This is a genomic window from Micromonospora sp. NPDC049089 (assembly GCF_040648775.1).
In the GTDB taxonomy this organism is placed as follows: domain Bacteria; phylum Actinomycetota; class Actinomycetes; order Mycobacteriales; family Micromonosporaceae; genus Micromonospora.
Genome location: NZ_JBEZEH010000018.1, coordinates 34,343 through 48,353 on the forward strand (window position 1 = coordinate 34,343; position 14,011 = coordinate 48,353).

Here is a 14,011-nt window from a genome sequence, read left to right on the forward strand (position 1 = left end):
CATCCGGTAACCCGCCGGTAACTTCCGTCCCACCCGCTCACCCCCGCGGAGGTAACCCGTGCCCCGACGTCTCGCCACCCTGCTCGCCTCGGGCGCGTCAGCGCTGCTCGCCACCCTCGCCATCGCCTCACCCGCCGCCGCCGTCACCCCCGCCCAGAAGCTCTCCGTGCTGTCCAGCTGGACCCAGACCAGCGCGTCCAGCTACAACTCGTGGAACAGCGCCCGGGTCAACCGGGCACCCTGGGCCGACTACAACTTCAACTGGTCCACCGACTACTGCTCGTCCAGCCCGGACAACCCGCTCGGCTTCACCTTCAACCTGGGCTGCTACCGGCACGACTTCGGCTACCGCAACTACAAGGCGGTCGGCCAGTTCTCCGCAAACAAGTCCCGCCTCGACAACGCCTTCTACGAGGACCTGAAGCGCGTCTGCACCACGTACAACTCGGTCGTCCGACCGGCCTGCTACAGCCTGGCCTGGACCTACTACCAGGCGGTCAGCATCTTCGGTTCGGTAGCGGCCGTCCAGCAGGCCGACATCGACCGCGCCGCCCGGATGAAGGCCCAAGCCGAAGCCAACGCCGCAACCCACTAACCCCGCAACCCGAGCCCTGCCCCGCGCCCTCGCACCTGGCGCCTCGCGCCCGCGCCCGCGCTCGCGCCCCGCGATCTTGCACTTTCGGTTGTCGATATGCCGCTTTGACACCGGTATCTCACGACAGAAAGTGCAAGATCGGCGGGGCAGGGCGGGGGCGCGGGGGCAGGGCAGGGTGGGTGGGGTTAGGCGCGTTCGGTTCGGGTGGCTGGGTGGCGGTCGGGGTCGGCGGGACGGCGGGGGGTTGGTTGGGACAGGCCGGTGCTGAAGCGGGTCGAGTCCGCCGCCAGGTCCGGGTGTTCCACGTCGAGTGCCAGCGCCGCGGCCTCGTCCAGCCCCAGCTCCGCACCCTCGCCGTACGCGTCGTCGAAGGCCGTGTCGCCCAGCACCGCGCGCAACTCCCCCTGCTGCTCGGCCCAGTAACCGCCGAAGATGCCGGGGGTGGCCCGCATGCTCGCCCGGGTGGCCTGCGCCGCCCCGAACAGGCGGGCGGCGGTCAACCGCTCCCCGCCGATCGCGCAGCGCACCGCTATCGCGTTCAAGGTGTCGCACGCCCGCCCGTGGTAGCCGTGACCCATCCGGGAGCGCAGCGCCACCAGCAGATGCTCGTGTGCGGCGATCACGTCGCCGCGGGCCAGCGCGACCATGCCGAGCAGCATGTCCACCGAACGCCGGCCCCGCTCCACGGGCCGGGCGGCCTCCACCGGGCGCACCGCGCCCAGCAGCTCCGCGGCCTCCTCCAGGGCACCCCGCCGCCAGAGCAGCTCGGCCAGGCTGAAGACCGCGAACAGAGCCTCACCGACCACGTCCTGCCCGTGCGCCCAGTCGATGACCTCCCGGCACACCCGTTCGGCCTCGGCGAACTGCCCCATGTCGACGAGCGGTGCCGCCCGGCCGGCGAGCACCCGAGCCAGCAACCCGGCGTCGCCGGCCTGCCGGGCCGCTGCCTCCGCCCGCTGGGAGTAGCGCAGTTCCTCGGCGAACTCACCGTCGGCGCTGGCATGCAGCGAATGCATGTGGTACGCCGCAGCCAGCTCCGCCTCCGGGATCCGCTCCCCCGTCTCAGCGATCCGTCCGTACAGCCGGAACAGCCACAGCCGCCCCTCGCGGGCCAGGCCCCGCTCCAGCCACCATTGGTCAAGCCCACCCGCCAGGCCGAGACCGGCACGGGCGCTGCCGCCGGTGGCGCACCACCGCAGCGCGGCGCGCAGCTCCCCGGCCAGTGGATCGAGGGCATACAGCGACAGCGTCACCGGCCGGCCGTCCTGGCCCAGGTGGGCCCGGTCCAACGCGTGCGCCGACCAGGCCACGTGCCGGTCCCGGGCGGCCTGCTCCTCGCCCGCCTCGGCCAGCCGTCGCGCCGCGTACGCCCGGATGGGGTCGAGCATCCGGTAGGTGCTGCCGGAGGCACGCGGCTCGGCCAACACCATCGACTTGTCCACAAGGACCGACAGCGGGTCCAGCGGATCGTCACCCAGCAGCCACTCCACCGTCGCCAGATCCACCGGGCCGGCGAAGACCGCCAGCCACCGCAGCAGGCGGGCGGCCCGGGGCCCCAGCGTCCGGTAGGACCAGGTGACGGTGGCCTGCATGGTCAGATGCCGTTCGGTGGCCGAGCGATGCACCGCTCGGCTGGCCGGTGAGGGTGGCGACGCTCCGGCCGCCGCGGCGACCAGGTCCACGGTGTCCTGCTGGTTGCCGGACCAGCCCCGCTCCACCGGCGGCGGATCCGGGTCCTCCCGGCCGGCGTCCAGGGTGCCGAGGACGTCGTCCAGGCGCTCGGCGAGCTGACCGACCGAGAGCACCCGTAGCCGGGCGGCGGCCAGCTCGATGGCGAGCGGCAGGCCGTCCAACCGCTGCACGACCCGACGCAGGTCGGCGGACTCGGCCGGGTCCGGCTGCCGACCACCACGGGCCGCAGCCGTACGGTCCAGCAGCAGCGCCACCGCGTCGCTCTCCGCGCCGTCCGCGCGCGGGTCGACCGAGAGCGGCGGAATCCGCCACACCACCTCGCCGGGCAGACTGAACGACTCGCGACTGGTGGCAAGCACCCGTACGCCGCTTCCACCGGACAGCAGCCGCGCGATCACCTCGGCGCAGGCGGCCGGTTGGGTGTCACAGGTGTCCAGTACGACCAGCATCCGACGGCCGGCCGCGTACTCGACGAGGGTGTCCAGCATCGGCCGACCGGGCTCGGGACGCAGGCCGAGCACAGCGGCGATGGCGAACGCCACCAACCCCGGGTCGGTCACCGAGGCGATGTCGACAAACCAGACCCCGTCCGGGTACGCCTCGACAACTCCGCTGGCCAACTCCACCGCGAGCCGGGTCTTGCCCGCGCCGCCGGCGCCCAGCACGGTGACCAGGCGGTTCTGACGCACTAGCAGGCTCAGCTCGATGCGCTCGGCCTGCCGGCCGACGAACGAGGTGACCTGGGTGGGGAGGTTGTGCGGCACCGCGTCAGCGGTGCGGGGCCGGGGGAACTGTCGCTCCAGACCCGGTGCGACCAGTTGGAACAGCCGTTCACGGTCGTCAAAGCCGCGTAGCCGGTGCAGCCCCAGGTCGAGCAGGGTCGCACCCGGCGGCATCGGCTCGGCCCGACGGGCGGTGGACGCCGTGCAGAGCACCTGCCCGCCGTGCGCGGCGGCCGCCACCCGGGCGGCCCGGTGCACCTCGGCGCTGGCGTACTCGCCGTCGCGTGGCTCGGCATAGCCGGTGTGCAGGCCCATCCGCACCCGGGGCGCGGCCTCGGGGGTGGGCCAGTCGTGGCTGGACAGTGCCCGCTGAGCGGTCAGGCACGCGGTCATCGCCGCGGAAGCTTCCTCGAAGGCCAGGAAGAACGAGTCGCCCTCGGTCAGCAGCTCCGCGCCACCGGTGCTGGCCAGCGTGCGGCGCAGCAGCCGTCGATGCTCGGCGAGCACCGGGCGGTAGTCCGGGCCGAGCAGCTGAGCCAGCCGTGTGGAGCCCTCGATATCAGTGAATACGAAGGTCACCCAACCGCTCGGGAGCTGGATCCGTGGCGACATGCGAGGAACCTCCGCCCGTGACGTCGGGTTCATGCTGCCTGAGTCCGAACGATCACACATCGTGAGAACGGCCGGGCAAGTGCCGCCTCAACGTGCCACTCGGACCCGCTCCCGGCAAGGCTGGCCCACCAGGCGGCGGCGAATTGACCCGATCAGCAGCCGCAGGCGCCGCCGCAGCAGCCACCACCACCAGCGGCGGGTGCCGGAGCACCACCGCTGCGACCGGTGACCGCGACCGCGGAAAGAAGCTTGACCGTGTCGGCGTGTCCCTGAGGGCAGCTGGCCGGCTCGCCGGCCGCCGCCATCGAACGGTTGACCTCGAAGGTGTCGCCGCAGGCGCGGCAGCGGAACTCGTACCGGGGCATGCCACCCAGGGTACGTGGATCTGACGGTTCGCGGAGCATGGGTGATACTCGACAGGTGGTGGACGGCGAGGACGACACGCGTGTGCAACCGTTACGACCGGCCGCGCCGCTGGACGGGCCGCTCGAAGGCTCCGGGGCCGCGCCCGACCAGGCGCGCAAAGTGCCCCGCCCCCGCCGCCCCTGGCTGAGCGGGCGTTCCGCCGGCGCGTCGAGCACGCCAGCGACCACCACGCCACCAGCCGCCACGGCGGTTCCGCCAGCGGTGAAGTCCTCCGCAGCCGACTCCGCCGGGTCCGAAGCGGACTCCCGCGCCACCGGCACGGAGGTTCCGGCCGGATCAGTCCCGACCGCAAGCCCCGCGGCCGACCCCCTGGCCGCGGCATCCAAGGCCGACGCCACGAAGGGCGACGCCGCGAAAGCCGACGCCGCGAAAGCCGACGCCGCGGAGGCGGACGGCAGCGCCAGTGGTCCGGCCGCGTCGAAGGCGGCCGGCGCGTCGAGCGCCGACGCGCCCGCCGACGCCGCGAAGACCGGTGCCGCAGGTCCGGCCAAGACCACTGTGGATGAGATCCCGGCCGTGCCGGCGTCCGACCCGGCGCGCCGACGGCGGGTGCAGTTCGCGCACGCGGTACGGCTGCCGCCCCGTCGGGCAGCAGCCGCAGCGACCCAGGCGACCCGCGCCTGGGCGCGCCGGCCGAGTGGTCGGCTGACCCTGCCCGGTGTCTTCCTGCTGGCACTGGTGGCGGCGACCGGTGCGGTGGGAGCGCTGCTCGTACCGGCCACGATCCGTGCACCGCGCCCGGTCGCCGTCGACGCCTCGGCCGCGCCGAGCGGGGTGGCAGCGCCTGGGATGCCCTCCGGCCTGCCGACCAGCCCGCTGCCCACCGGGCCGCTGCCGACCGGACCACTGCCGACCCTTCCGCTGCCCACCGGCGGGTTGCCCGGCAACGGGCTGCCGACCGGGTCGGTGGTCGGCGGCCGACCGTCGGACGCCCTGGCCGGCTGGGCGCAGCAGGTCGGTGCCAAGGTCGGTGTCCCGGCGGTGGCCATGCAGGCGTACGGGTACGCCGAGCTGGTGCTCGCCCAGACCAACCGCAGCTGTGCGCTGAGCTGGACCACGCTGGCCGCGATCGGAAAGGTCGAATCGGATCACGGGTCGACCAACGGGGCGCAGTTGGGGCAGGACGGCAAGGCGGTACCCAACATCTTCGGGCTGCCGCTGGACGGCAAGGACGGCCGGATGCGGATCATCGACACCGACCGTGGGGCGCTCGACGGGAACTCGACCCTCGACCGCGCCATCGGGCCGATGCAGTTCATCCCGACCACCTGGCAGGAGATCGGCGCGGACGCGGACAACGACGGCGTCAAGGACCCGCACGACCTGGACGACGCGGCCCTGGCAGCGGGGAACTACCTCTGCAAGGGCGGTCGGAACCTGAGCATCGCGGGCGACTGGTGGAACGCGATCCTCTCCTACAACGACGTACGGCGGTACGCCCAGGACGTCTACGACACCGCTAACCGGTACGGACGGGCCAGTCGCTAGTGAAGTGATCGTCTCGATACGTTGGAGAACTGGACACTTCCCCCGGGCCTCTGTTAGCGGCAAGCTAGACGGGTGATGGTGCGCGAGTGGGACCCCAGGACCGCGTCGTCCGCCGAGATCGCGTCGCTGTTGGCCACGCTGAACGCGGTCCTGGCGGCCGACCTGCCGCAGGATCCGCCCTGGCGGGAGGCTTCGCTGCGGGAGTACCTCGCCGAGGTGATGCCCGGCGAGCGGCGGATCTCCTGGATCGCCCAGGCCGAGCCGACGGATCCGGGCGACACGGGCGCTGTGATCGGCCAGGTGCACGTACTCCTTCTGGGTGACATCGGCGTGCTCGAGGTGCTGGTGCACCCGTCCGCCCGGCGCACCGGCCTCGGCCGTGACCTGGTGCTGCGTGCCGCGCGCCGGGTCTACCAGGAGGGTTTCCAGTCGATCGGGGTCGAGGTTGTCGGCGACACGCCGGCGGTCGGGTTCTACGAGTCGCTCGGCTTCACCCGGGAGTACGTGGAGACGCGCAGCGTGCTCGACCTGACGGCGGTGGACTGGGCCGAGCTGGCCGAGATGGCCACCGGCATCGGGGCGGGCTACCAGCTGGAGTTCTTCCCGGGCGGGCCGCCGGACGACCTGATCGAGGCGTACGCGCGGGCCAAGGCCGAGGTGCGCGACGTCGACGACGGTGAGCTGCGCCCCAGCTCCTACGACCCGGAGCGACTGCGGGACAGCCTCGACACGCTGCACCGGCGGGGCATGAAGCCGTACATCGTGCTCGCCCGGCACGAGCAGAGCGGCGAGGTGGCCGGCCTGACCGAGGTGGTGGTGCCGGCACAGCACCCGACCCGCGCCGACCAGTACGACACGATCGTCGCGCAGGATCACCGGGGCTACGGCATCGATCGGGCGATCAAGGCGCGGATGCTGCTGGAGTTGCGCTCCGCCGAGCCGGAGCTGATCGAGGTGCAGACCTGGAACGCGCAGGCCAACGAGGCGATGTTGAAGGTCAACGCTGAGCTGGGCTACCGCCCCGACCGGGACTGGTGCGAATACAGCGTCGACGTCGCTGAGCTGGTGCACCGCCTCGATCCACCGCGCTGAGAAATTCACGAAACTGTCCATTAGGGGATGGACGGTGGACAGTCGCGCACCTTAACGTGCGTTGACCCCCATCCACCCATCGTGGAGGCCCTATGCGCCCGCGCCGCTCATTCGCCGCGCTCGCGACCGCCACCGCCGCCGTGACAGTCACGGCGCTCGGCGTCGCACCCACCGCGGCCAGCGCCGCGCCCACCGACCTGTTCATCTCGGAGTACGTCGAGGGTTCGTCGAACAACAAGGCGATCGAGCTGTTCAACGGCACGGGCGCCGCTGTCGACCTGGCGGCCGGTGGCTACCAGTTGCAGCTCTACTTCAACGGTTCCACCACGGCCACCACGATCGCCCTGACCGGCAACGTGGCGGCCGGTGACGCGTTCGTGTTCGCCAGCGCCTCGGCCGGGACCGCCATCCTCGCCCAGGCTGACCAGACCACCGGGGCGAGCCTCTTCAACGGTGACGACGCGATAGTGCTGCGCCGGGGCACCACAGTGCTCGACTCGATCGGCCAGGTGGGCGTCGACCCGGGCACCGAGTGGGGCGCCGGCGTCACCAGCACCGCTGACAACACCCTGCGCCGGCTGGCGAGCGTTGCCGCCGGTGACACCGACCCGTCGGACGCGTTCGACCCCGCCGCACAGTGGGCCGGCTTCCCCGTCGACACCTTCGACGGGCTGGGCGCGCACACCGTGGACGGCGGCGGCCCGGTCGACGTGCCCGCCACGCTGACCTGCGGCGGGTCACTGGTCACCGCCGCCGGCACGGCCGTGAGCCGCGAGGTGACCGCCGCCGACCCCGACGACACGATCGTCGACCTGGCGGTGACCGCGATCAACCCGAGCCCGACCTCCGGCTCGATCACCCGTACCGCGTTCACCCCCGCCGACGGGGTGGGCGGCACCGCCCGGGCCACGGTCGGTGTGAGCGCCGACCTCGCCGCCGGGGCGTACACCGTCACACTGACCACGACCGACGCGGGCGGTGGCACCGCGAGCTGCGCACTGGCGGTGCAGGTGACCCGGGAGCTGACCGTCGGCGAGGTGCAGGGTCCGACCACCGACACCGAGTCCGGTCCGAGCGACCGGTCACCGCTCGCACCGGCGAGCGGCAACGGCACGAGCAGCGCCCTGTACGACGTACGCGGCGTGATCACCCAGTTGACCCTGGCCCGCACCTCGGCCGGAGCGGAGCAGCACGGCTTCTTCCTGCAGAGCCGCGTTGGTGACACCGACGGCGATCCGACCAGCTCCGACGGCATCTTCGTGTTCATGGGTACGTTTTCCTCGCTGATCGGCGGTTACGTGCCGACGGTCGGCGACGAGGTCGTGCTGCGGGCGCGGGTGTCGGAGTACTACAACTTCACCCAGCTCTCCGGCGCGTCGCTGGTCCGCCTGATCGGCGGTGGGCTGGTCCTGGACACCGCGGTCGCGGTGGCCGACGCGGTGCCGCCGGCCGTGCTGACCGACGCGCAGCGCTTCTGGGAGCGGCACGAGGGCTCCCGGATGCGGGTACGCGCGGGCAGCGGCGCGGTGAGCAGCCGGGACGTCTTCTCCTCTACCGCCGACGCGGAGCTGTGGGTGGTCGACCGCGACGACCCGCTGCTGGACCGCGCCGACCCGTACTCCCGGCGGGTCTTCCGTGATTCGCACCCGCTGGACAACGACCCGACCCGCCGCTTCGACGACGGCAACGGCCAGCGGACGCTGCTGGGCAGCATGGGCGTGAAGGCCACCGCCGGGGACAGCGCCGCACTGCTTCCGCCGACGCACACCTTCGACACGCTGCGGGCGGACGCGGTGGGCGGGGTCTACTACTCGTTCGAGAAGTACGGCGTCCAGGTCGAGCGGGCGGAGTTCGCCGCCGGGGCCGACCCGTCGAAGAACAACCCGCCCAAGCCGGCCGACCGGTCGCAGGAGGTGGCCGTGGCCACCTACAACGTGGAGAACCTGTACGACTACCGCGACGACCCGTTCGACGGCTGCGACTTCGCCGGCAACGCCGGCTGCGTGGGTGTCTCCCCGCCGTTCGACTACGTCCCGGCCAGCGAGGCGGAATACCGCGAGCAACTGGCCGCCCTCGCCGATCAGATCGTCAAGGACCTGCACGCACCGGATCTGATCCTGGTGCAGGAGGCCGAGGACCAGGACATCTGCACGATCTCCGGGACGGCGCTGAGCTGCGGCGACACCAACAACGCCGATGGCGCTCCGGACAGCATCCAGGAGTTGGCGCTCGCGGTGACGGCGGCCGGTGGGCCCGCGTACGCCGCCGCCTATGACCGGACCGGCGCGGACGCTCGCGGTATCACCGCGGCCTTCCTGTACCGCACGGACCGGGTGTCGCTGGCGGCCGCGACGGCGGCGGACCCCCTGCTGGGGGCGACACCGACCGTTCAGTACCGGGCTGCGGGGCTGCCGACCAACGCCGACGTGCAGAACCCGAAGGCCCTCAACGCGGTGCTGCCGGCGGACGTGGACACCTCGACCGGTCGGGACGGCAGCAATGTCTTCACCCGTGCTCCGCAGCTGGGCAAGTTCAGCGTGGCCGCGGCGCCCGGCTCGGCCGAGCGGTTCACCCTGTACGCGCTCAGCAACCACTACTCCTCCGGCCCGGACAGCCGGGTCGGGCAGCGGCGTGAGCAGGCGCGTTACGGTGCGGCGATCGTCACCGCGATCGAGGAGGCCGACCAGACCGCCCGGGTGGTCTACGGCGGGGACCTGAACGTCTTCCCGCGCCCGGACGATCCCATCGCGACCGGTGAGCAGCCCACGCCGTCGGACCAGCTCGCCCCGCTCTACGAGGCGGGCCTGCGCAACCTGTGGGACGACCTCGTCGCGGACGTTCCGGCCTCGGCCTACTCGTACAGTTTCGAGGGGCACGCGCAGACTCTCGACCACCTGTTCGTCAACGACGCGTTCCACAGCGACCTGGTGCAGGTGCGGGCGGCGCACATCAACGCCGACTGGCCGGCGGAGTTCGCCGGTGACGGGTCGCGAGGTTCCAGTGACCACGACCCGCAGGTGGCGCGGTTCCGGTCCCGGGCGTCGTTGACAGTGGCCGACTCGGCGGTGACCGAGGGCAACCAGGGCACCCGGCAGCTCACCTTCACCGCGACCGTGTCTCGGCCGCTGTCCCAGTCGGTGCTGCTCTGCGCCGCGACCGTCGGCCTCACGGCGCAGGTGGGCTCGGACTTCGACCCGTACGCCGGCTGCAAGGTGTTGGCCGCCGGGCAGACGTCGGTGGCGTTCCCGGTGTCGGTGCGCGGTGACCGCAAGCGGGAGGCGGACGAGAAGTTGACGTTGCTGGTGGCCGGCGTACCCGGCCTGCGGCTGGCTGATCCACTCGCGACCGGAACGATCACCAACGACGACTGATTCTGGAGCGGTCGTCGGCGGCCCGCCGAACCCCGCCCGGGGGCGGCGGGCCGTCGTCCGTCCCGCGGTCAGTCGTACCGCCAGCGCTGTGGCGGTGGTGGATCGCCGCGGTGCTTGGCTACCCGCACCTCCCATTGGCTACGCCGACGCATCGCGTCACGGACCTCCCGGTTGCGGTAGAACGTCTCGGGCGGGCGGGCCAGCCCATAGATGTCCGCCCACCACTCCCCCGGCTTCGGGTCGAGAATGGTGTCCAGGTGCGTCGGGTAGCGGCGCCCCGCACCGTCACGCGTGTCGTCCCAGTCCCGCATCGGCATGAGCACCCGGCCGAGGTCGTCGACGACGGCCAGCCGACACCCGGCGACGTCGATGATCCGGCAGAGCAGCTCGATGCTCGGAACAGTCCGACCGCCCTCGATGCGGCCGATGGTGGCGTGGTGCACCCCTGCCCGTCGGGCCAGCTCACGTTGGCTGAGGTCGGCGTGGCGACGGGCCGCCCGGACGATGCCAACGACCGGCCATAGGGTGTCGGAGGGCTCGCTCGGTAGGTCGTCCATGCCTCCACCGTCCCGGCTCGCCCCGTTTCTCGCAGTCCCGTTCGGCTGGCCTGTGGACAACGGAAGGACCTGTGGACAACGGGACAACCGTCATCATGGCGAGGGTGGCTTCCGCTCGGGCGACGAAGTCGTGGGCTTTGAGCAGCACGTCGTCCGCGCGACGGAGCGGGGAGGCAATCCCTGACCTATCCCCTTTGCTCTGCACCCTGATATGCGCCATCCTGGTCAGCGCCGGCCTAAGACCGTGGCTGGCGCATCCGCGGGTGCAGAGCAAAGGCAGCCGTGGAGACATCGGAGCCAGGGATCCGCACAGCCAGGAGCCGGTATCCGGCACAGTCAGGAGCCGGGATGCGCCGCAGTCAGGAGCCGGGATCCGCCGCAGTCAGGAGCCGGGATCCGCCGCAGTCAGGAGCCGGGATCCGGCCGACAAGAACTGGACCCCGCGCGAGCCAGGCCCCAGCGGTCACGGCCGCGTCAAGGCCCACCGTGCGCGTCACGATCGGCGCACGGCGGGAGAGGATGGCCGCGGACGGGCCGCTCAGTAGCGCTGGCGGAGCAGGCCAGCGGCCTCGACGGCCCAGTAGGTGAGGATGACCTGCGCACCGGCCCGCTTGATCGAGGTGAGCGTCTCCAGCATCACCCGCTCGCGGTCGATCCAGCCGTTCGCGGCGGCCGCCTCGACCATCGCGTACTCACCGGAGACCTGGTAGGCGGCGACCGGGACGTCCACCGCGGCCCGCACCGCCGACACCACGTCGAGGTAGGGCAGCGCCGGCTTGACCATCACCAGGTCGGCGCCCTCGGCCACGTCCAACGCGACCTCGCGCAGCGACTCACGCAGATTGGCCGGGTCCTGCTGGTAGGTGCGCCGGTCGCCCTCCAGCGCCGACTCCACCGCCTCCCGGAACGGGCCGTAGAAGGCGGAGGCGTACTTCACCGCGTACGCCAGCACGGAGACGTCCTGGTGCCCGGCGGCGTCGAGGGCCCGGCGTACCACGCCGACCTGGCCGTCCATCATCCCGGACGGTCCGACCATGCCGACCCCGGCGGCGGCCTGGGCCACCGCCATGTCGGCGTACGCGGCCAGGGTCGAGTCGTTGTCGACCTCACCGTCGGGGGTGAGCAGCCCACAGTGCCCGTGCGAGGTGAACTCGTCGAGGCACAGGTCACTCATCACCACTGTGGCGTCGCCCACCTCGGCCACCACGTCGCGGATGGCGACGTTGAGGATGCCGTTCGGGTCGATGCCGCCGGAGCCGGTCGGGTCCCGCTGCTCCGGCACGCCGAAGAGCATGATCCCGCCGACACCGGCCTGGACCGCCTCGGCCGCCGCCTTGCGGAGCGAGTCCCGGGAGTGCTGGAGCACCCCCGGGAGCGACCCGATGGCGCGGGGCTCGGTCAGCCCCTCCTTCACGAACATCGGCACGACCAGCTCGGCCGGGTCGACCCGGGTCTCTGACACCAGCCGGCGGACCGCCGGGTTGCGGCGCAGCCGGCGGGGCCGGATCTCGGGGTACGACATGGCAGGCCCTCCTCGAACGACTACCGGAAGCGCAGAGCGGTCGGACCCTGCACCTTCGAGCCACGGCGCTGCTTGGCCGGCATGGCGGCCAGCTTCTCCCGCAGTTCGACGGCGTAGGCGGCAAGCGCCTCCACCAGGTCGGGCACCGAGGCGTGCGGCGGCTGGACGTCGACGCGCAGGCCGAACTCCGTCGCGGTCTCCGCCGTCTTGGGCCCAATGACGGCAACAACGGTCCGGGCGTGCGGCTTCCCGGCGATGCCGACCAGGTTGCGCACGGTGGAGGACGAGGTGAAGAGCACCGCGTCGAACCCGCCCGACTTGATCGCGTCGCGGATCTCGGCGGGCGGCGGAGCGGCCCGCACCGTCCGGTACGCGGTCACGTCGTCGACCTCCCAGCCGCGCTCGGTGAGCCCGGCGGCGAGCGTCTCGGTGGCGATGTCGGCGCGCGGCAGCAGCACCCGGCCCACCGGGTCGAGGATCTCGTCGTGCGGCGAGAACTCGGCCAGCAGGCCCTCCGAGGACTGCTCCCCGGCGGGGATCAGCTCCGGCTGGATGCCGAACGCGCGGACCGAATCCGCGGTGGCCTCACCGATGCAGGCGATCTTGACGCCGCCGAAGTGCCGGGCGTCGAGGCCGTGCTCGGCGAACTTCTCCCAGACCGCGCGGACCGCGTTCACCGACGTGAAGATCACCCAGGCGTACCGGCCGTCGACCAGGCCCTTGACCGCCCGCTCCATCTGCGCCGGGGTACGCGGCGGCTCGACCGCGATGGTCGGCACCTCACACGGGATGGCCCCGTACGCTCGCAGCCGGGCGCTCATCGCGCCGGCCTGCTCCTTGGTCCGGGGTACGAGCACCTTCCAGCCGTACAGCGGGCGGTTCTCCCACCAGCTCAGCTTGTCGCGCTGCCCCACGCCCACACCGACGGTGAGCACCACCCGGCCGGTGAAGCCGAGCGCGGCGGCCACGAAGCTGTCCACTGTCGACGTGGTCGTGTACTGGGTCTCGCCGGTGCCGTCGCCGGTCACCCCGACGCCGGTGGTGCCGTCGACCCCGGCGGCGAGCAGCCCGTCCCGGACGGCGGCGAGGTCACCGGCGTCCACGGCGAGCGCGAGCGAACCCCGGCCGACGGCCGTGGCCAGCGCCTCGAAGTCCAGCACGCTGACGTCCTCGACGTCGGCGGCCGTACGCACACCCGGCAGCGGGACCCCGGCGTAGGTGGCCACACCCTCGGCCTGGCCGACGCCGGGCACCACCTCGAAGTGGGCGGCGGTGCGGGCCACCGCCTGCACCTCCTTGACCACCGAGTCGTGCCCGAACGGGTCGCCGGCGACCAGGTGCACCGCGTTCAGCCCGGAGCGGGCCGCGGAGATGAGCACCTTCGCCACGTCCCCCGGCGCGCCCTCGGCCGGGGTGAATTCGGCATCAGCGGAGGCCTCGGCGCGCACGACGGCGAGCAACGACTCCGGGACTCCCCGGTCGTAGATCACCTGGTCGGCGTCGACCAGGGCGTCGTGGGCCCGACGGGTCAGCAGGCCCGGGTCACCGGGGCCAGCCCCGACGAACGCGATACGGCCGACGGGCTTACGGGTGCGGGTCATTCTGTGCTCCCAAATTGCTGGGTCCCCGGGCCGGTGTGTCCTTCGTGGCCGAGGATCGAGTCGGCGCCGAGGTCGAGGAGTTCGGCGGCGAGTGCCTTACCGATCTCCGCCGCGTCGGCGGGCGTTCCGGTGCGGGACAGCCGGAGGTCACGAGTGCCGTCCGGGCTGATCACCGCCCCGCGCAGGTAGATCTCATCGCCGGTCTCGCCTTCGGCGAGTTCGGCATAGGCGGCGACGGGTGCGCTGCACCCGGCCTCCAGGGGTGGGGCACACGCCCCGTAACCCGGGTGCGCCGGACCCGACGGGGGGGGGTGGGGCTCCGCGGGCGCCGCG

9 protein-coding genes and 1 pseudogene are annotated in these 14,011 nt (G+C 72.4%); 4 read left to right on the forward strand and 6 right to left on the reverse strand.

What is annotated here, in order from left to right; all coding sequences use genetic code 11:
* Nucleotides 1-58: 58 nt before the first annotated feature.
* Complete coding sequence (locus tag AB0B48_RS05790) at nt 59-595, forward strand: phospholipase (RefSeq protein ID WP_357196448.1); 537 nt, start codon at nt 59-61, stop codon at nt 593-595.
* Between the two features lie 185 nt (nt 596-780).
* Here the strand turns inward: AB0B48_RS05790 and AB0B48_RS05795 are convergent, their stop codons facing one another.
* Both AB0B48_RS05795 and AB0B48_RS05800 read right to left on the reverse strand, forming a co-directional pair.
* A complete protein-coding gene (locus tag AB0B48_RS05795; protein ID WP_357196451.1) occupies nt 781-3,621 on the reverse strand; it encodes an NB-ARC domain-containing protein in 2,841 nt (946 codons plus the stop codon).
* 152 nt (nt 3,622-3,773) lie between these two features.
* Nucleotides 3,774-3,986 carry a zinc ribbon domain-containing protein gene (locus AB0B48_RS05800; protein ID WP_112674337.1) on the reverse strand — a complete coding sequence of 71 codons (213 nt, stop codon included), beginning with the start codon at nt 3,984-3,986 and terminating at the stop codon, nt 3,774-3,776.
* A gap of 37 nt (nt 3,987-4,023) precedes the next feature.
* Between AB0B48_RS05800 and AB0B48_RS05805 the strand changes: the two genes are divergently transcribed.
* The 3 genes from AB0B48_RS05805 (at nt 4,024) to AB0B48_RS05815 (ending at nt 9,998) form a co-directional block, all read left to right on the forward strand.
* Complete coding sequence (locus tag AB0B48_RS05805; protein ID WP_357196454.1) at nt 4,024-5,535, forward strand: lytic murein transglycosylase; 1,512 nt, start codon at nt 4,024-4,026, stop codon at nt 5,533-5,535.
* Between the two features lie 75 nt (nt 5,536-5,610).
* Nucleotides 5,611-6,627 (forward strand): GNAT family N-acetyltransferase, encoded by a 1,017-nt coding sequence (locus AB0B48_RS05810; protein WP_355006076.1) that lies wholly within the window; start codon nt 5,611-5,613, stop codon nt 6,625-6,627.
* A gap of 92 nt (nt 6,628-6,719) precedes the next feature.
* On the forward strand, nt 6,720-9,998 hold the full coding sequence (locus AB0B48_RS05815; protein ID WP_357196457.1) for a lamin tail domain-containing protein: 3,279 nt from the start codon (nt 6,720-6,722) through the stop codon (nt 9,996-9,998).
* Between the two features lie 68 nt (nt 9,999-10,066).
* Here AB0B48_RS05815 and AB0B48_RS05820 read toward each other — a convergent pair whose 3' ends face one another.
* From AB0B48_RS05820 to AB0B48_RS05835, 4 genes and pseudogenes are all read right to left on the reverse strand, one after another.
* Nucleotides 10,067-10,555: a helix-turn-helix transcriptional regulator gene (locus AB0B48_RS05820; protein ID WP_357196460.1), complete on the reverse strand. Its 489-nt coding sequence runs from the start codon at nt 10,553-10,555 to the stop codon at nt 10,067-10,069.
* Between the two features lie 538 nt (nt 10,556-11,093).
* Nucleotides 11,094-12,077 carry a porphobilinogen synthase gene (hemB, locus tag AB0B48_RS05825; RefSeq protein WP_355005749.1) on the reverse strand — a complete coding sequence of 328 codons (984 nt, stop codon included), beginning with the start codon at nt 12,075-12,077 and terminating at the stop codon, nt 11,094-11,096.
* Nucleotides 12,078-12,097: 20 nt separating this feature from the next.
* Entirely contained in the window at nt 12,098-13,678 is a 1,581-nt protein-coding gene (locus AB0B48_RS05830; RefSeq protein ID WP_355005750.1) for a uroporphyrinogen-III synthase, read from the reverse strand.
* Nucleotides 13,675-14,011: pseudogene (locus AB0B48_RS05835) on the reverse strand (hydroxymethylbilane synthase); the annotation flags it as partial. The pseudogene AB0B48_RS05835 and the gene AB0B48_RS05830, both read right to left, overlap by 4 nt.